Raw genomic sequence first — 16,745 nt, 5'->3', positions numbered from 1 at the left:
CCGATGCAGACAATCGACGACATTGAAACGCTGGAGGCGCTGTATGGCACCCCCGGCGCGGCATCGCTGCGCAAGGTGGTGCACCGGATGACGCCGCTGTACCGGCGCTGGATCATGACCTCGCGCTATTGCGTGCTGTCCACGGTCGGGCCGCAGGGCACCGATGGCAGCCCGCGCGGCGATGACGGGCCGGTGGTGCTGGAACTGGACGAGCACACGCTTGCCCTTCCGGACTGGCGTGGCAACAACCGACTGGACACGCTGAGGAACATCGTTCTGGACGGGCGTATTTCGGTGATGTTCATGGTGCCGGGGTCGGACACGGTGGTGCGGCTGAACGGGCAGGCGCGGCTGACCGCCGAGGACGCGTTGCGCCGGCGTTTCGAACGGCAGGGCAAATATCCCGCCACGGTGATCGTGATCCGTATCGGTGAAATCTATACCCAATGCGCCCGCGCGACGATCCGCGCCGGGCTGTGGGCGCGCGACGATTCCGAGGGGTTGCCCAGCGTCGGCGACATTCTGCGCGAAGCGTCGGACGGGGACGAGGGCGGCGCAGCCTATGACGCGGGCTGGGCCGCCCGCGCCGCAGGAACGATGTGGTAGGCAGGCACCGGGCCTTTAACGGCGGATGCCGCCGCGCCCGGTGAACGCGCCCCGCCCGTATCAGGCGTGGATCGCGCCGTCGCCGCAGGCCAGCGCCGCCTCGCGCACCGCCTCGGAGAAGGTGGGATGCGCGTGGCAGGTCAGTGCCAGATCCTCGGCGCTGGCGCCGAATTCCATGGCCACGCAGACCTCATGGATCAGCTCGCCCGCCGACGGGCCGATGATATGCGCACCGAGGATGCGGTCGGTGTCCTTGTCGGCCAGGATCTTGACGAAGCCGTCGCCGGCAAACACCGCCTTGGCCCGGCCGTTGCCCATGAAGGAAAACTTGCCGACCTTGTAGGCGCGGCCCTGGTCCTTGAGTTCCTCTTCGGTCTGGCCGACGCTGGCGACCTCGGGGTGGGTGTAGATGACGCTGGGGATCACGCCGTAATTCACGTGTCCCGCCTTGCCGGCGATCACCTCGGCCACGGCCATGCCCTCATCCTCGGCCTTGTGGGCCAGCATCGGGCCTTCGATGGCGTCGCCGATGGCATAGATGCCGGGGATATTCGTCGCCCATTGCTTGTCGGTGCGGATGACACCGCGATCGGTCATTTCCACCCCGAGCGCCTGCAGGCCCAACCCGTCGGTGAACGCCTTGCGGCCCGTCGCCACCAGCACCACGTCGGCATCGACGGTGTGTTCGCTGTCGTCCTTGCGCAGTTTGTAGGTGACCTTGGCCTTGGTCTTCATCGCCTCGACGCCCTGCACGGCGGCGCCCAGGGTGAAGTTCAGCCCCTGTTTCTTGAGCAGGCGCTGGAAGGCCTTGGAAACCTCACCATCCATCGTGGGCGTGACCTTGTCGAGGAATTCGATCACCTCGACCTGCGACCCGAGCCGGGCATAGACCGAGCCAAGCTCCAGCCCGATGACGCCGGCGCCGATCACCACCAGCTTTTTCGGCACCTTGGGCAGCTCCAGCGCGCCGGTCGAGGATACCACGGTCTTTTCGTCGATCTCGACATTGGGGATGCTGCTGGGTTCCGAGCCGGAGGCGACGATGATGCTTTTCGCCTCGTGCACCTCGTCGCCGACCTTGACCTTTCCGGCCTCGGGGATTGCGGCCCAGCCCTTGATCCAGTCGATCTTGTTCTTCTTGAACAGGAACTCGATCCCCTTGGTGTTCTGGCCGATCACGTCGTCCTTGTAGGCGAGCATCTGTTTCCAGTCGACGCTGGGCGCCTTGCCCCTGAGGCCCATGGCGGCAAAGTTATGCTCGGCCTCGTGCAACTGGTGGGAGGCGTGCAAAAGCGCCTTGGACGGGATGCAGCCCACGTTAAGGCAGGTGCCGCCCAGCGTCTCGCGCCCTTCGACGCAGGCGGTTTTCAGGCCCAGCTGCGCGCAGCGGATGGCCGCGACATAGCCGCCCGGGCCTGCGCCGATTACGATCACGTCATAAGATGCCATGTGTCAGATCCTTTCGGTTGGGCGGGGAGGGGGCGCTGCCCCCGCCGGCCTGTGGCCGGCCCCCCGGAGTATTTGAGGCAAGATGAAGTTACATGAGCGGCATTACCAGCATGGCGAACGTGGCGAGGAAGCCCACGAACCAGATCAGCGACCGCCACGGGCTGAGCCCCAGCACATAGGCGGGGACGTAAAGGACGCGCGCGCCCAGGTAGACCCAGGCGGCCATCTGGGTGATCGCGTTCGAGCGGTCGGAGAGGGTGACGACCACCACCGCGACGGTGAAGAGGATGAGCCCCTCGAAATGGTTGGTCAGCGCGCGTTGCAGCCGCCCGGCGGTGCCGGTCAGCTGGCGCGGCTCGTCGCGCGGGGACATGGCGTAGCGCGGGCCGACCTGGCGGTTGGCGGTGATGGAATAGGCCACGAATTGCAGCATCTGCAACAGCGCGGCAAGGGTGAGAGCGGTCAGTTCGGCGGTCATGCGGCCCCCTTTCGGCGCGTCCAGAGCGCGCGGGTTTGCGGTGTCAGCAGCTGCGCGCGGCGGGCGGTGAACCAGTCCTTGCAGGCGCGTTCCAGCCGGGCGGTTTCGGCGTCGGCGCGCCAGTCGGACAGGCGCGCGCGGATCGCGGGCAGGTGCGGTGCCATGCTGTCGTCGCGCACGTCGTTGCGGTTGGCGGTGCGGTGCCAGTTCGAGCCGAGATGGTATTTCGTCTCGCCCGTCTTGCCCTGCCCGTCGCCGCGGTCGTTCTTCATCAGGAACACGTCCTCGGAGCGGATGGCATAGTGGTTCAGCCGCGCGGTGGTGGTGGCGCAGGCCAGGTCATGCGGGCGGAAGCGGCTGGATTTGGCCTGTGCCAGCGTGGCATTGGACAGCGGCACGCCATCGGGCGTGCGTACCTGCGGGTCGTCCACCAGCGGGGCCTGCGGGTTGTGATCGGTGGCGCGGGCGAAGCTGGCCACGCGGAACAGGCATTTGAACTTGGTCACGCCGGGCTCCGGCGCGGGCTCGGCGTAGGTGTTGCGTTCGGTCACGAGATCGCCGGGGGACCAGCCGGTCACGCCGCTGTCGCCGAACATGCGCCACGGGATCGGCACCACGTCGGCTTCGCCGGTGCGGGCGTGCAGATCGGCAAGCGTGCCGTCGAGCAGCAGGAATTCGTCGCTGTCGATATGCAGGACATGGGTGATCCCGGCCGCGCGGCAGGCGGTCAGCACGTGATCCATCCCGGCATCCTGCGGGGCGCAGTTTGCGGGCACGTCCTGCCGGATATGGGTGAGAAGGCCACGCGCGGCGAGGTGGCCGAGCAGCGCGTCGGACCCGTCGGTGCAGTCATTCGTCACGACGAAGATGCGGTCGAACCCCAGCAGGGAATGCCAGGCGAGCCATTCCAGCACGAAGATGCCTTCGTTGCGCATACAGGCGGCGAGGGCGGTGCGGGGATGGGTCATGGGGGCTGCCAAGGTCGAGCAGGGGCGGGCGATAGGGCCCGCCCCATATGTCCTAGAGATCCATCAACAGGCGGCGCGGGTCTTCGAGCGCCTCCTTGACGCGGACGAGGAAGGTGACCGCGCCCTTGCCGTCGACGATGCGGTGATCGTAGCTGAGCGCGAGATACATCATCGGGCGAATCCTGATCTCGCCGTTGATGACCATCGGGCGGTCCTGGATCTTGTGCATCCCGAGGATGCCCGATTGCGGCGGGTTCAGGATCGGCGAGGACATCAGCGAGCCGTAGACGCCACCGTTCGAGATGGTGAAGGTGCCGCCCTGCATTTCCGCCATGCTGAGCTTGCCGTCGCGGGCGCGGCGGCCCTTTTCGGCGATTTCCTTTTCCAGGTCGGCAAAGCTTTTCTGGTCGGCGTCGCGGATCACCGGCACCACCAGGCCCTGCGGCGTCCCGGCGGCGATGCCCATATGCACGAAGTTCTTGTACACGATGTCGGTGCCGTCGATCTCGGCGTTGACCTCGGGCACCTCTTTCAGGGCATGGCAGCATGCCTTGGTGAAGAAGGACATGAAACCCAGGCGCGCACCGTGCTTTTTCTCGAAAAGCTCTTTGTATTCGTTGCGCAGGGCCATGACCTCGGTCATGTCGACCTCGTTATAGGTGGTCAGGATCGCGGCGGCGTTCTGTGCGTCCTTGAGGCGGCGGGCGATGGTCTGGCGCAGGCGGGTCATCTTGACCCGTTCCTCGCGCGCGGCGTCCTCGGCTGCGACGGGGGCGCGGGGGGCCTGCGCGGGGGCCGCGGCCTGCGGCGCCGGGGCGGTGGCGGCCGACAGGGCCTTTGCCACGTCCTCTTTCATCACGCGGCCGTCGCGGCCCGAACCCTGCACCGCGTCGCGGTCGATCCCGGCCTCGGCCATCGCCTTTTTCGCGCTGGGGGCGTCTTCGACATCGCGGGCGCCGGTGGCTGCGGTGGCGGCCTGCGGGGCCGTGCCCTGATCGGCCGGCGCGGCGGCTGCGGGCGCGTCGCCGGAGGCGATCACCGCAAGCTGGGCGCTGGCATCCACGGTGGTGCCTTCGCCCGCGACGATTTTCGTCAGCGTGCCCGAGGCGGGCGCGGGCACCTCGACCGAGACCTTGTCGGTTTCCAGCTCGCACAGCATTTCATCCTGCGCGACGCTGTCGCCTTCCTTCTTGAACCAGGTGCTGACGGTCGCCTCGGTCACGGATTCGCCCAGCGAGGGGACCATGACCTTGACCTCCTTGCCACCGCTTGCGGCAGCTTTCTCTCCGGCGGCGGTGTCCTGCTTTTTCTGCGAAGGACGCTCTTCGACGGTCGTGGCGCCGGCATCGCCCGCTTCGGCGATATTGGCCAGCAGGGCGTCGACGCCGACGGTTTCGCCCTCTTGCGCGACGATATCGGCCAGCACTCCGGCGGCGGGGCTGGGCACCTCGACGGTGACCTTGTCGGTTTCCAGCTCGCACAGCATTTCATCGGCGGCGACGCTGTCGCCGGGTTTCTTGAACCATGTGGCGACCGTCGCTTCGGTCACGGATTCGCCCAGGGTGGGAACGCGGACTTCTGTCGTCATTCTGATCATTTCCCTTTGATGGTCAGCGCCTCGTCCACGAGCGCCTGTTGTTGTTCCTTGTGCGCGCGGGCCAGGCCCGTCGCGGGCGAGGCGCTGGCGGGGCGGCCGGCATAGAGCGGCCGCCCGTGCCTGGCCTTGATGCGGCCCAGCACCCATTCGATATTCGGTTCGATGAAGCTCCAGGCGCCCTGGTTCTTGGGCTCTTCCTGGCACCAGACCATCTCGGCCTGCTTGAAGCGTTCCAGCTCTTTCACCAGCGCCTGCGCGGGGAAGGGATAGAACTGTTCGATCCGCAGGATATAGACATCGTCGAGGCCGCGTGCGTCGCGTTCTTCCAGCAGGTCGTAATAGACCTTGCCGGAACACATGACCACGCGCCGGATCTTGTCGTCGGCCAGCAGCCTGGTTTCCGAGTTGCCGTATTGCGCGTCGTCCCACAGCACCCGGTGGAAGGACGAGCCGGTGGTGAATTCATCGGCCTTCGACACCGCCATCTTGTGACGCAGCAGCGATTTCGGCGTCATCAGGATCAGCGGTTTGCGGAAGCTGCGGTGCAGCTGGCGGCGCAGGATGTGGAAATAGTTGGCGGGCGTGGAGCAGTTCGCCACGATCCAGTTATCCTGTCCGCACATCTGCAGGAACCGTTCCAGCCGGGCCGAGCTGTGTTCGGGGCCCTGCCCCTCGTAGCCGTGGGGCAGCAGGCAGACGAGGCCCGACATGCGCAGCCACTTGGATTCGCCCGAGCTTACGAACTGGTCGAACATGATCTGCGCGCCGTTGGCAAAATCGCCGAACTGCGCCTCCCACAGGGTCAGGGCGTTGGGTTCGGCCAGCGAATAGCCGTATTCGAAGCCCAGAACCGCGTATTCCGACAGCATCGAGTCGATGACCTCGTAATGGGCCTGGCCGTCGCGAATGTGGTTCAGCGGGTAATAGCGTTCCTCGGTGTCCTGGTTGATCAGGCCGGAATGGCGCTGGCTGAAGGTCCCGCGCGTGCTGTCCTGGCCGGACAGGCGCACCGGGTACCCCTCGGTCAGCAGGCTGCCGAAGGCCAGCGCCTCGCCGGTGGCCCAGTCGAAACCCTCGCCGGTTTCGAACATCTGCGCGCGCGAATCCAGCAGGCGCTGCACCGTCTTGTGCACGGCAAAGCCCTCGGGCGGGGTGGTCAGCGCACGGCCGATCTGTTGCAGCGTCTCGGGCTTGATCGCGGTCTTGCCGCGCTGGTACTTGCCCTGTTTCTGGCGGTCCAGGTGGCTCCAGCGGCCATCCAGCCAGTCGGCCTTGTTGGGTTTGAAATCCTTGCCGGATTCGAACTCTTCGTTCAGGTGCGCCTGGAAGGCGGCCTTCATGTCCTCGATCTCGCCCTCGGGGATCAGTCCGTCCTGCACCAGCCGGTCGGTATAAAGCGCAAGGGTCGTCTTGTGGCCCTTGATCTTTTTATACATCAAGGGATTAGTGAACATCGGCTCGTCGCCTTCGTTATGGCCGAAGCGGCGATAGCAGAACATGTCGATGACCACGTCCTTGTGGAATTTCTGCCGGAACTCGGTCGCCACCTTGGCGGCGTGGACCACCGCCTCGGGGTCGTCGCCGTTGACGTGGAAGATCGGTGCCTCGACCATCAGCGCGATATCGGTCGGGTAGGGCGACGAGCGGCTGAAATGCGGCGCGGTGGTAAAGCCGATCTGGTTGTTCACCACGATATGGATCGTGCCGCCGGTGCGGTGGCCGCGCAGGCCCGACAGGCCGAAACATTCCGCCACGACGCCCTGGCCGGCAAAGGCCGCGTCGCCATGCAGCAGCACGGGCAGGACGCCGGTGCGCTTCGGATCGTTCATCTGGTCCTGCTTGGCGCGGGCCTTGCCCAGCACGACGGGGTTCACCGCCTCGAGGTGGCTGGGGTTCGCGGTGAGCGACAGGTGCACCTCGTTGCCGTCGAATTCACGGTCGGACGAGGCGCCGAGGTGGTATTTCACGTCGCCCGAGCCATCCACGTCCTCGGGCTTGAAGCTGCCGCCCTGGAATTCGTTGAAGATCGCGCGATAGGGTTTGCCCATCACGTTGGCCAGAACCGACAGGCGGCCACGGTGGGGCATCCCGATGACGATTTCCTTGACGCCCAGGCTGCCGCCGCGCTTGATGATCTGTTCCATCGCGGGGATCAGCGCCTCGCCGCCATCAAGGCCGAACCGCTTGGTGCCCATGTATTTGACATGCAGGAATTTCTCGAAGCCCTCGGCCTCGACCAGCTTGTTCAGGATGGCCTTGCGGCCCTCGCGGGTGAACTGGATTTCCTTGCCGAAGCCCTCGATCCGTTCCTTCAGCCAGCCGGCCTGTTCCGGGTCCGAGATGTGCATGTATTGCAGCGCGAAGGTGCCGCAATAGGTGCGCTTGACGATGTCGACGATCTGCCGCATCGGCGCGACCTGCAGCCCCAGCACGTTGTCGAGGAAAATCGGCCGGTCCATGTCGGCCTCGGAAAAGCCGTAGGATTTCGGATCGAGCTCGGGGTGGTTGGTCTCGTCGCGCATGTTCAGCGGGTCGAGATCGGCGGCGAGGTGGCCGCGGATACGGTAGGCGCGGATCAGCATCAGCGCGCGCACGGAATCGAGCACCGCGCGCTTGATCGCGTCATCGGTGACCTCGACGCCCTTTTCCTGCGCCTTTGCCCTGATCTTGTCGCCCGCGCCCTTCATCTCGGCGGCCGCCGCGGGCCATTCGCCGGTCAGTGCGGCGGTCAGGTCGTCGACCGGGCTGGGTGGCCAGTCGGTGCGCGCCCAGCTTGGGCCCTGGGCCTCTTTCTTGACGTCCAGTTCGGCGTCGCCCAGCTGGCGGAAGAATTCGGCCCAGCTTTCGTCGACCGAGGCCGGATCATTGGCGTAACGGGCATATATCTGTTCGAGATATTCCGCGTTGTGCCCCTGCATGAAAGAGGAGGCGTGGAAAACGTCGTTAGGGCTTTGATCCGTCATGTTGCGCGTCCTTTCTGACCGATCCTGAAGCAGCAGGAGAGATATCCGGGGGGCGGGTATCCGTCGTGATGCTTTTTTCCCGTTCGGGGCGGGCCGGGTGCGATACCCGGCCTGCGCCATTTTCTTCGACGCGGGGGTTACCCCTTGTTGATCGCTTCCAGCACCGCCTCGCCCAGCGTGGCGGGGCTGTCGGCGACGACGATCCCGGCGGATTTCATCGCCTCGATCTTGTCCTCGGCGCCGCCCTTGCCGCCGGCGACGATGGCGCCCGCGTGGCCCATGCGGCGGCCCGGAGGCGCGGTGCGCCCGGCGATGAAGCCGGCGGTGGGTTTCCAGCGGCCCTTTTTCCTTTCGGAGGCCAGGAAGGCGGCGGCCTCTTCCTCGGCCGATCCGCCGATCTCGCCGATCATGATGATGCTTTCGGTCTCGTCATCGGCCAGGAACCATTCCAGCACGTCGATATGTTCGGTCCCCTTGATCGGGTCGCCACCGATGCCGACGCAGGTCGACTGGCCCAGGCCCACGTCGGTGGTCTGCTTGACCGCCTCGTAGGTCAGCGTGCCCGAGCGGCTGACCACGCCGACCTTGCCGCGCTTGTGGATATGGCCGGGCATGATGCCGATCTTGCACGCGTCTGGCGTGATGACACCGGGGCAGTTCGGGCCGATCAGGGTGGATTTGCTGCCTTCCAGTGCGCGCTTGACCTTCATCATGTCGAGCACGGGAATGCCCTCGGTGATGCAGACGATCAGCTCCATTTCGGCGTCGATCGCCTCGAGGATCGAGTCGGCGGCGAAGGGCGGCGGCACATAGATCACCGTGGCGTTCGCCTCGGTCGCGTGCTTTGCCTCGTGCACGCTGTCGAATACGGGCAGGTCCAGATGGGTCTGGCCGCCCTTGCCGGGGGTCACGCCGCCGACCATCTTTGTGCCGTAGGCGATGGCCTGCTCGGAGTGGAAGGTGCCCTGGCTGCCGGTGAAGCCCTGGCAGATGACCTTGGTGTTTTCGTCGATGAGTACGGCCATTTCTGTCCCTTGTCTTACATATTGATGATGATGGCGCTGGTGCCATCGTTGATACATTCGCCGGAATTTCCGGCCTGGGCATAGGTGATGCGGATCAGGCGCTGCGGTGCAAAGATCGACAGCCCGCCGCAGGGCGGCACGGGGCTGCCCGCCTGCTGTTCCGGCGATCCCGCGGTGACGTTGCCGGGGAAAAGCCGCTCGCCCAGTGCGCGGCCGATCGCCTCGGCCGTGGCAAGGGGCACCTGTTCGGACATGACCGTGCAATAGCTGCGCCCCTGTGCGGGTGCGGCGATGCCCATCACGCCACCGGGGGCGGAAAATTCGAAACTGCCCGCATCCATGCCGGGGCCGACCTGAAATCCCGCCTCGCGGAATTGCGGTTCGGTCGCGCCGGGGTCGCGGTAGTTGCGCAGGCAGATCTCGGCGGCAAGCTGCATGTTCTGCGCCGCGGCCTCTTGCGGGGATTGCGCGGATGTCGCTTGCGGCAGGGCGGCGGCAAGGGCCAGCGCGGCGGCGGCGATACAGGCGGGGAAACGGTGCATAACTGGTTCTCCTCCGGTCAGACGAACTGCGCGATGGTGATGCGGGTGGTGCCGTCCTCGACGCAGCCCGCGGAATCGTTCGCGCTGCCGAACAGCACCTCGACCGGCAACGCGCGGCCGGCGGTTTCGACAAAGCCCCGGCAGGGGTTCTGCGCGTCGCCGGCAAAGCGGAACTTGCCGGGAAACCGCTCGTGCAGAAGGGTGTTGACCAGCGCGATGGCCTCGCCCAGCCCCAGATGGGCGGTGCGGACCGCGCAATGCGGTGCCATCTGCCCCTCGTAGATCTCGGCCGAGACGGTATCGGCAGGCGCGTGGAAGCGGTGATAGACATCCTGGCCCGGCTGCCCGTCCATCCGGTAGGCGAAGCCCGCGGCGCGGAACCCCGTGAGGCCCGGCTGCGTGCCGAGGATGTCGTGCACGCACAGTTCGACCGCGAGGGTCAGGTTGCTGCGCACCGCCTCGTCAAAACTTTGCGCCATCACCGGGGCGGGCGGGAGCAGCGCCGCGAAGGCGGCCGCCAGCAGCGCCGGCACGCGGGCGGTGCCGCGACGGGACCGGCGCCGTGCCATCGGCCGGAACCCGGCAAGCGCCGGGGCATGGCACAGGATGTACGCCGCCGGAGCCATTTGCCGCTTACCCTTTCACCGCCTTCACGATCTTCTGCGCGCCGTCCTTCAGGTCGTCGGCGGCGATCACGTCGAGGCCGGAATTGTTGATGATATCCTTGCCCTTGTCGACATTCGTGCCTTCCAGCCGGACGACCAGTGGCACCTTCAGGCCCACTTCTTTCACGGCGGCCACGACGCCCTCGGCGATCACGTCGCAGCGCATGATGCCGCCGAAGATGTTGACCAGGATACCCTTCACGTTCGGGTCCGAGGTGATGATCTTGAACGCCTCGGTCACCTTTTCCTTGGTGGCGCCGCCGCCCACGTCGAGGAAGTTGGCCGGCTCTGCGCCGTAAAGCTTGATGATGTCCATCGTCGCCATGGCAAGGCCCGCGCCGTTCACCATGCAGCCGATTTCACCGTCCAGCGCGATGTAGTTCAGGTCATACTTGCTGGCCTGCAGTTCCTTGGGGTCTTCCTCGGTCTCGTCGCGCAGGTTGGACACGTCGGGCTGGCGATAGAGCGCGTTGCCGTCGAACCCCAGCTTGGCGTCCAGCACCTTAAGCTCGCCATTGGTCATGACGATCAGCGGGTTGATTTCCAGCATCTCCATGTCCTTCTCGACGAAGGCGGTATAGAGGATGCCCATCAGCTTGACGCATTGCTTGACCTGCGCGCCTTCCAGTCCCAGCGCAAAGGCGATGCGGCGGCCGTGGAACGGCTGATAGCCGGTGGCGGGATCGACGCTGAACGACAGGATCTTTTCGGGGGTTTCGGCGGCGACCTCTTCGATATCCATGCCGCCCTCGGTCGAGCAGACGAAAGAGATGCGGCTGGTCTGGCGGTCGACCAGCAGGGCGAGGTACAGTTCACGCTCGATATCCGAGCCGTCCTCGATATAGATGCGGTTGACCTGCTTGCCCGCGGGACCGGTCTGGTGGGTCACCAGCGTCTTGCCCAGCATCTTCTTGGCTTCTTCCGCCGCTTCCTCGACCGATTTGGCCAGGCGCACACCGCCCTTTTCGCCGGCTTCGGCCTCTTTGAAGTGGCCTTTGCCGCGGCCGCCGGCGTGGATCTGCGCCTTGACCACCCACAGGGGGCCGTCAAGCTCACCGGCTGCGGTCTTGGCATCCTCGGCTTTCATGACGGCGCGGCCGTCCGAAACCGGGGCGCCGTAAGAGCGAAGAAGCGCCTTCGCCTGATATTCATGGATATTCATGAAGCTGTCCCGTCTTGGCTGTCGATTGATAGCCGTAGTGGCACAAGCTTGCGCCATGTTTAACTGAATTCTCTTGCCGGGCGGGAAATCCGGCGCTTTTTCGACGTTTTGTGATCACAGCCAGAAATCGTGTGATCACAAATGCGGCTGGCCGGTGCGGAAAGAATCGCGCGGCATGTATGCTGCCGTATGCATGAGGCGGAAGATGTGGCCGCCGCAAAGAAAAAGGCCCCGCGGCAGTACCGCGGGGCCTGTCATCCGTCCCTCGTGTCAGTCTCAGGCGAGGCTGCTGTCGATGCCCTTGCAGGCCGCGACCAGACCGTTCACCGCCTCGACCGACTTGTCGAACATCGCCTGCTCGTCCTTGTTCAGCTTGATATCGACGACACGTTCGATACCGCCGGCGCCGATGATGGTGGGCACGCCCACATACATCCCTTTCAGGCCAAGCGCGCCATCGACATAGGCCGCACAGGGCAGCAGGCGCTTCTGGTCTTTCAGGTAGGCTTCGGCCATTTCGATGGCGCTGGTGGCCGGCGCGTAGAAGGCCGAGCCGGTTTTCAGCAGGCCGACGATCTCGGCGCCGCCGTCGCGGGTGCGCTGCACGATGGCGTCCAGCTTGTCCTGCGTGGTCCAGCCCATATCCACCAGGTCGGGCAGGGGGATGCCGCCGACGGTCGAATAGCGGGTCAGCGGCACCATCGTGTCGCCATGTCCGCCCAGAACGAAGGCGGTCACGTCCTTCATCGACACGTCGAATTCCACGCTCAGGAAGTGGCGGAAGCGGGCGCTGTCCAGAACGCCGGCCATGCCGCAGACCTTTTCATGGGGCAGGCCCGAGAATTCGCGCAGTGCCCACACCATCGCGTCCAGCGGGTTGGTGATGCAGATCACGAAGGCGTCGGGCGCGTTGGCGGCGATGCCCTCGCCCACCGATTTCATGACTTTCAGGTTGATGCCCAGCAGGTCGTCGCGGCTCATCCCCGGTTTGCGGGGGACGCCGGCGGTGACGATGCAGACATCGGCGCCGGCGATGTCGGCGTAATCCTGCGTGCCCTTCAGCCGCGCGTCGAACCCTTCCGAGGGGCCCGATTCAGCGATGTCGAGCGCCTTGCCTTCCGGGGTGCCCTCGGCGATGTCGAAAAGAACGACGTCACCCAGTTCCTTCATTGCGGCAAGGTGGGCAAGCGTGCCACCGATCTGTCCCGCACCGATGAGGGCGATCTTGGGTCTGGCCATGATTAGTCTCCGGTCCGTGTTGAATTTCGCGCATGGCGTAGTCGCTTATTGCCGCGCGCGCAAGGCCGCCGCGATGCGGCATCCCCCGCGCCGGGGCTGTTCGCGCAGGGAAAAACCCCGTAAAGATCGCTGGAACAAGGGGCTTAACGCAGGGGCGCGCGCTGGAACCGGGCTGGTCATTTTTCGCAATCGCCGCGCCTGCCGTGACCTTCGCGGGCATATCCAAGGGCGGTTTCGGGTCGGGCGCGGCCTTTGCCGCCGCCTCGATTCTGGCGCTTGTGCTGGAGCCGGGGCAGGCGCTGGGCATCATGCTGCCGCTTCTGATGCTGATAGATGTCAGCACCCTGCGCCCCTACTGGAAACGCTGGAGCTGGCCCGACGCAAAGCTGCTGATCGCGGGGGGCGTGCCGGGCGTGGTGCTGGGCGCGTGGCTTTACCAGGTGGCGGATGCCGATGTGTTCCGGGTGCTGATCGGGGCGATTTCCGTGGGGTTCGTCGCGTGGCAGATGGCCCAACGGGCCCGGATCATCCCGGCGCCGTCGACCGGCCTGCCGCCCTGGGCCGGCGGGCTGGTCGGCGCGGTGGCGGGGTTCACCAGTTTCGTCAGCCACGCGGGCGGGCCGCCGGCGGCAGTCTGGCTGCTGTCGCGGCGGCTGGACAAGACCACGTTCCAGGCGACCACGGTGATCGTGTTCTGGGTCATCAATATCGTGAAATTCGTGCCATATGCCTTTCTGGGGATTTTTACCGCACAGACAGTCCTGGCCGACCTTTTGCTTGCGCCCTTCGCGCTGCTGGGGGCGTGGCTGGGCGTGCGGGCGCACCGCATCGTGCCGGAACGCGCCTTTTTCGCGCTGACCTATGTGCTGCTGGGGGTGACGGGGACGAAGCTGATCTGGGACGGGCTGACCTGATCAGGCGTCGTCGCCCGGTTCCGGCAGCGTGTCGGCCAGCGCCTCGAACGCCTGTCCGCTGGCGATCAGGCAGGTGACGCCCTGCGCGGTGGTGACGGTGATGGTCCAGCTTCCGCTATTGGCGGCAAACACCTCGATCACCGTGTTGTCGGTGCCCAGCCCCACGGACCGCCGCGTTTCGCCATAGCGGTCGGCCAGCCGGTGCAGCACGGTTTCGCGCGGCGCGCAATTCGATCCTTGTGCACGCACGGGCGCACAAAGGGCGCAGGTCAGGGTCAGTGCGGTGGCAAGTCGTGCGATCATCCCGGGTCCTTTCCGCGCTGTCGGCAATGCCCGGAACCGTGGCGTGAAAGCGGTGAACGGCGGGTTAACGCGGCGTTCCGCAACGGGGTGCTGCATCGCGGCGAGAAACTGCTTGAACATTTGTGCAAAAAAATGCCAAGTCCCGCGCAACTTTGTTACGGGAGAGACTCATGGACAGCACCGTTCGCCCCTATCGCTCGGTTCTCTATATCCCCGGCTCGAAAGAGCGCGCGCTGGACAAGGCCCGCGGCCTGCCCGTCGATGCGATCATCTTTGACCTTGAGGATGCCGTGACACCCGACGCCAAGGCCGAAGCGCGTGCCACGCTGGCCGCCGCGCTGCAACAGGGCGGCTATGGTGCGCGGGCGCGGATCATCCGCATCAACGGTCTGGATACCGAATGGGGCGCGGGCGATGTTGCCGCGCTGAAGGATGCCGATTGCGACGCCTTCCTGCTGCCCAAGGTCAATTCCGCCGCCGACGTGCAGGCGCTGGCCGATCTGCTGGGCAATGGCCGGCCGATCTGGGCGATGATCGAAACGCCGCTGGGCGTGATGAACGCCGCCGAAATCGCCGCGCATCCGCAACTGAGCGGCTTTGTCGCGGGCACCAACGATCTGGCGAAGGAACTGAACTGCCGGTTCCGCGCCGACCGCCTGCCGATGATGGCGGCGCTGCAACAGATGCTGCTGGCCGCCCGCGCCTATGGCGTGATCGCCATCGACGGCGTTTACAACCAGTTCAAGGACGAGGACGGGTTGCGCGCCGAATGCGAACAGGGCCGCGACCTCGGGTTCGACGGCAAGACGCTGATCCATCCCGCGCAGGTCGATGTGACCAACGAATGCTTCTCGCCCTCCGAGGCCGAGATCGACCTGGCCCGCCGCCAGATCGACGCCTTCGAAGAGGTCGAACGCTCGGGGCAGGGCGTGGCCGTGGTGGATGGCAAAATCGTCGAAAACCTGCATGTTGAGACCGCCAAGAAGATTCTGGCGATGGCATCCTCCATCGCCTCCCTCTAAGCGGAGCGTGACATGACCCTTATGATACTCGGCCTGATCCTGTGGATCGCGGCGCATTTCTTCAAGCGCGTGGCGTCGGACACCCGCGCCTCTATGGGGGATGCCGGCAAGGGCGTGGTCGCGCTGGCGATCCTTGTGGGGCTGGCGCTGATGATCGTCGGCTACCGGCAGGCCGAGTTCGTCCCGGTCTGGACGCCGCCCGGCTGGACGACGCATCTCAACAACCTGCTGATGCTGTTCGCGGTGTTCTTTTTCGCAATGTCCCATTCCAGGGGCAGGCTCAGGGCGCGGTTCCGGCATCCGATGCTGGCCTCGGTCAAGATATGGGCGGTGGCGCACCTGCTGGTGAACGGCGACCTGGCCTCGATCGTGCTGTTCGGCGGGCTGCTGGTCTGGGCGGTGGTCCAAGTGATCCTGATCAACCGGTCCGAGCCCTGGGTGCCGCCGCAACCGGGTGAGCCCAAGCGGGATGTGATCCTTGTGGTCGCCTCTGTCGTGGGCTTTGCCATCATCGCGGGCATTCACCTGATGCTCGGCGTCTCGCCATTTCCGGGGTAGTGCCATGAAACTTTACCGTTTTCTGACCGCCGACGACACTTCGGCCTTTTGCCACAAGGTCACCGACGCCCTGAACAAGGGGTGGGAGCTGCACGGCGATCCGACCTATGCGTTCGACGCGGCCAACGGCGTGATGCGCTGCGGGCAGGCCGTGGTGAAAGAGGCCCCCGGCACCTATTCCCCCGATATCAAGCTTGGAGAGCAGTAGGACATGGCCAAGACCAACCCGGGCCGCTTTTTCGAGGATTACAAACTCGGTCAGGTGATCGACCACGCGGTGCCGCGCACCGTGGGGCAGGGCGAGCGCGCGCTTTATCACGCGCTCTATCCGGCGCGTCACGCGCTTTACTCCTCGGACGAATTCGCGCGCGGCTGCGGGTTGCCGCAAAGCCCGCTGGACGATCTGGCGGCGTTCCACGTGGTCTTCGGCAAGACGGTGCCCGACGTGTCGCTGAACGCGGTGGCGAACCTGGGCTATGCCGAAGGCCGCTGGCTGAAGCCGGTTTATCCGGGCGATACGCTGCGCTCCGGTTCCGAGGTGATCGGGCTGAAACAGAACTCGAACGGCAAGACCGGGGTGGTCTACGTGCGCACGCGCGGCACGAACCAGCGCGACGAGACCGTGATGGACTACGTGCGCTGGGTGATGGTGCGCAAGAACGACCTTGACGCGCCGGCGCCGGATGCCGTGGTGCCCGAGTTGAAAAAGGTTCTGTCGGTCGATGACCTGGCGATCCCCGAGGGGCTGGATTTCACCAATTACGATTTCACCCTTGCGGGCGAGCCGCATCGCTGGGGCGATTACCAGGTGGGCGAACAGATCGACCATGTCGATGGCGTGACCATCGAAGAGGCCGAGCACATGATGGCCACCCGCCTGTGGCAGAACACCGCCAAGGTGCATTTCGATGCCACCTTCCGCCCCGATGGCCAGCGGCTGATCTATGGCGGGCACGTGATCTCGATGGCGCGGGCGCTGTCCTTCAACGGGCTGGCCAATGCGCAGATGATCGTGGGGCTGAACGGCGGCGCCCATGCCAATCCCTGTTTCAGCGGGCTGACGGTCAGGGCCTGGTCCGAGGTTCTGGACAAGGCCGAAACCCCGGTTCCGGGTGTCGGCGCGATCCGGTTGCGGCTGGTCGCCACCTCGGACGGCTCGGTGGGGGCGCTGAAGGGCGACGATGGCAAATACCTGCCCGGCGTGCTTCTGGATCTCGATTACTGGGCGCTGATGCCGGTCTGAGCCCGGCAGCC

At 65.6% G+C, this 16,745-nt stretch carries 17 protein-coding genes; 6 read left to right on the top strand and 11 right to left on the bottom strand.

Annotated elements, in window-relative coordinates; genetic code table 11:
- The first annotated feature begins 3 nt into the window (after positions 1-3).
- Positions 4-606 (top strand): pyridoxamine 5'-phosphate oxidase family protein, encoded by a 603-nt coding sequence (locus F3H87_RS12220; RefSeq protein ID WP_149788446.1) that lies wholly within the window; start codon positions 4-6, stop codon positions 604-606.
- Positions 607-666: 60 nt separating this feature from the next.
- Here F3H87_RS12220 and lpdA read toward each other — a convergent pair whose 3' ends face one another.
- The 10 genes from lpdA to mdh all read right to left on the bottom strand — a co-directional run bounded on the left by lpdA (position 667) and on the right by mdh (position 12,694).
- Entirely contained in the window at positions 667-2,055 is a 1,389-nt protein-coding gene (gene lpdA / locus F3H87_RS12215) for a dihydrolipoyl dehydrogenase (RefSeq protein ID WP_149788447.1), read from the bottom strand.
- An 88-nt stretch (positions 2,056-2,143) separates the two neighbouring features.
- Positions 2,144-2,533 (bottom strand): MAPEG family protein, encoded by a 390-nt coding sequence (locus F3H87_RS12210; RefSeq protein WP_149788448.1) that lies wholly within the window; start codon positions 2,531-2,533, stop codon positions 2,144-2,146.
- The gene (locus F3H87_RS12205) at positions 2,530-3,501 is read right to left on the bottom strand and encodes a glycosyltransferase family 2 protein (protein WP_149788449.1); all 972 of its coding nucleotides are present in this window, start codon (positions 3,499-3,501) and stop codon (positions 2,530-2,532) included. Before F3H87_RS12205 ends, F3H87_RS12210 begins: the two co-directional genes overlap by 4 nt.
- A gap of 52 nt (positions 3,502-3,553) precedes the next feature.
- On the bottom strand, positions 3,554-5,089 hold the full coding sequence (gene odhB, locus F3H87_RS12200; RefSeq protein WP_149788450.1) for a 2-oxoglutarate dehydrogenase complex dihydrolipoyllysine-residue succinyltransferase: 1,536 nt from the start codon (positions 5,087-5,089) through the stop codon (positions 3,554-3,556).
- A 5-nt stretch (positions 5,090-5,094) separates the two neighbouring features.
- The gene (locus F3H87_RS12195) at positions 5,095-8,061 is read right to left on the bottom strand and encodes a 2-oxoglutarate dehydrogenase E1 component (protein WP_149788451.1); all 2,967 of its coding nucleotides are present in this window, start codon (positions 8,059-8,061) and stop codon (positions 5,095-5,097) included.
- Positions 8,062-8,198: 137 nt separating this feature from the next.
- Positions 8,199-9,086 carry a succinate--CoA ligase subunit alpha gene (gene sucD, locus F3H87_RS12190; RefSeq protein WP_149788452.1) on the bottom strand — a complete coding sequence of 296 codons (888 nt, stop codon included), beginning with the start codon at positions 9,084-9,086 and terminating at the stop codon, positions 8,199-8,201.
- Positions 9,087-9,100: 14 nt separating this feature from the next.
- Positions 9,101-9,628: a hypothetical protein gene (locus tag F3H87_RS12185; RefSeq protein WP_149788453.1), complete on the bottom strand. Its 528-nt coding sequence runs from the start codon at positions 9,626-9,628 to the stop codon at positions 9,101-9,103.
- A gap of 17 nt (positions 9,629-9,645) precedes the next feature.
- Positions 9,646-10,254, bottom strand: a complete 609-nt coding sequence (locus F3H87_RS12180; protein ID WP_149788454.1) for a hypothetical protein — start codon at positions 10,252-10,254, stop codon at positions 9,646-9,648.
- Positions 10,255-10,261: 7 nt separating this feature from the next.
- A complete protein-coding gene (sucC, locus tag F3H87_RS12175) occupies positions 10,262-11,455 on the bottom strand; it encodes an ADP-forming succinate--CoA ligase subunit beta (protein ID WP_149788455.1) in 1,194 nt (397 codons plus the stop codon).
- Positions 11,456-11,731: 276 nt separating this feature from the next.
- Positions 11,732-12,694: a malate dehydrogenase gene (gene mdh, locus F3H87_RS12170; protein WP_149788456.1), complete on the bottom strand. Its 963-nt coding sequence runs from the start codon at positions 12,692-12,694 to the stop codon at positions 11,732-11,734.
- 203 nt (positions 12,695-12,897) lie between these two features.
- Here mdh and F3H87_RS12165 point away from each other — a divergent pair, with 203 nt between their 5' ends.
- Positions 12,898-13,608 (top strand): sulfite exporter TauE/SafE family protein, encoded by a 711-nt coding sequence (locus tag F3H87_RS12165; RefSeq protein ID WP_262974982.1) that lies wholly within the window; start codon positions 12,898-12,900, stop codon positions 13,606-13,608.
- Here the strand turns inward: F3H87_RS12165 and F3H87_RS12160 are convergent, their stop codons facing one another.
- Positions 13,609-13,911 (bottom strand): hypothetical protein, encoded by a 303-nt coding sequence (locus F3H87_RS12160; protein WP_149788458.1) that lies wholly within the window; start codon positions 13,909-13,911, stop codon positions 13,609-13,611. It abuts the gene before it with no gap.
- Between the two features lie 170 nt (positions 13,912-14,081).
- Between F3H87_RS12160 and F3H87_RS12155 the strand changes: the two genes are divergently transcribed.
- From F3H87_RS12155 to F3H87_RS12140, 4 genes are read left to right on the top strand one after another with little or no spacing between them, the layout of a single operon-like run.
- Positions 14,082-14,933 (top strand): HpcH/HpaI aldolase/citrate lyase family protein, encoded by an 852-nt coding sequence (locus F3H87_RS12155; RefSeq protein WP_149788459.1) that lies wholly within the window; start codon positions 14,082-14,084, stop codon positions 14,931-14,933.
- A gap of 12 nt (positions 14,934-14,945) precedes the next feature.
- The gene (locus tag F3H87_RS12150; protein ID WP_149788462.1) at positions 14,946-15,491 is read left to right on the top strand and encodes an NnrU family protein; all 546 of its coding nucleotides are present in this window, start codon (positions 14,946-14,948) and stop codon (positions 15,489-15,491) included.
- 4 nt (positions 15,492-15,495) lie between these two features.
- Positions 15,496-15,699: a DUF1737 domain-containing protein gene (locus F3H87_RS12145; protein WP_149788463.1), complete on the top strand. Its 204-nt coding sequence runs from the start codon at positions 15,496-15,498 to the stop codon at positions 15,697-15,699.
- A gap of 3 nt (positions 15,700-15,702) precedes the next feature.
- Positions 15,703-16,734 (top strand): MaoC family dehydratase, encoded by a 1,032-nt coding sequence (locus F3H87_RS12140; protein WP_149788464.1) that lies wholly within the window; start codon positions 15,703-15,705, stop codon positions 16,732-16,734.
- The last annotated feature ends 11 nt before the right edge of the window (positions 16,735-16,745 follow it).

Source organism: Lutimaribacter pacificus (genome assembly GCF_900142185.1).
Lineage (GTDB): Bacteria > Pseudomonadota > Alphaproteobacteria > Rhodobacterales > Rhodobacteraceae > Lutimaribacter > Lutimaribacter pacificus.
This window is presented reverse-complemented; position numbering and strand designations above follow the sequence as displayed.

What these genes read in the sequence shown, in the direction of transcription:
- F3H87_RS12220 (WP_149788446.1), top strand. Translation starts at nt 4, where the DNA reads ATGCAGACAATCGACGACATTGAAACGCTGGAGGCGCTGTATGGCACC.
- lpdA (WP_149788447.1), bottom strand. Translation starts at nt 2,055, where the DNA reads ATGGCATCTTATGACGTGATCGTAATCGGCGCAGGCCCGGGCGGCTAT.
- F3H87_RS12210 (WP_149788448.1), bottom strand. Translation starts at nt 2,533, where the DNA reads ATGACCGCCGAACTGACCGCTCTCACCCTTGCCGCGCTGTTGCAGATG.
- F3H87_RS12205 (WP_149788449.1), bottom strand. Translation starts at nt 3,501, where the DNA reads ATGACCCATCCCCGCACCGCCCTCGCCGCCTGTATGCGCAACGAAGGC.
- odhB (WP_149788450.1), bottom strand. Translation starts at nt 5,089, where the DNA reads ATGACGACAGAAGTCCGCGTTCCCACCCTGGGCGAATCCGTGACCGAA.
- F3H87_RS12195 (WP_149788451.1), bottom strand. Translation starts at nt 8,061, where the DNA reads ATGACGGATCAAAGCCCTAACGACGTTTTCCACGCCTCCTCTTTCATG.
- sucD (WP_149788452.1), bottom strand. Translation starts at nt 9,086, where the DNA reads ATGGCCGTACTCATCGACGAAAACACCAAGGTCATCTGCCAGGGCTTC.
- F3H87_RS12185 (WP_149788453.1), bottom strand. Translation starts at nt 9,628, where the DNA reads ATGCACCGTTTCCCCGCCTGTATCGCCGCCGCCGCGCTGGCCCTTGCC.
- F3H87_RS12180 (WP_149788454.1), bottom strand. Translation starts at nt 10,254, where the DNA reads ATGGCTCCGGCGGCGTACATCCTGTGCCATGCCCCGGCGCTTGCCGGG.
- sucC (WP_149788455.1), bottom strand. Translation starts at nt 11,455, where the DNA reads ATGAATATCCATGAATATCAGGCGAAGGCGCTTCTTCGCTCTTACGGC.
- mdh (WP_149788456.1), bottom strand. Translation starts at nt 12,694, where the DNA reads ATGGCCAGACCCAAGATCGCCCTCATCGGTGCGGGACAGATCGGTGGC.
- F3H87_RS12160 (WP_149788458.1), bottom strand. Translation starts at nt 13,911, where the DNA reads ATGATCGCACGACTTGCCACCGCACTGACCCTGACCTGCGCCCTTTGT.
- F3H87_RS12155 (WP_149788459.1), top strand. Translation starts at nt 14,082, where the DNA reads ATGGACAGCACCGTTCGCCCCTATCGCTCGGTTCTCTATATCCCCGGC.
- F3H87_RS12150 (WP_149788462.1), top strand. Translation starts at nt 14,946, where the DNA reads ATGACCCTTATGATACTCGGCCTGATCCTGTGGATCGCGGCGCATTTC.
- F3H87_RS12145 (WP_149788463.1), top strand. Translation starts at nt 15,496, where the DNA reads ATGAAACTTTACCGTTTTCTGACCGCCGACGACACTTCGGCCTTTTGC.
- F3H87_RS12140 (WP_149788464.1), top strand. Translation starts at nt 15,703, where the DNA reads ATGGCCAAGACCAACCCGGGCCGCTTTTTCGAGGATTACAAACTCGGT.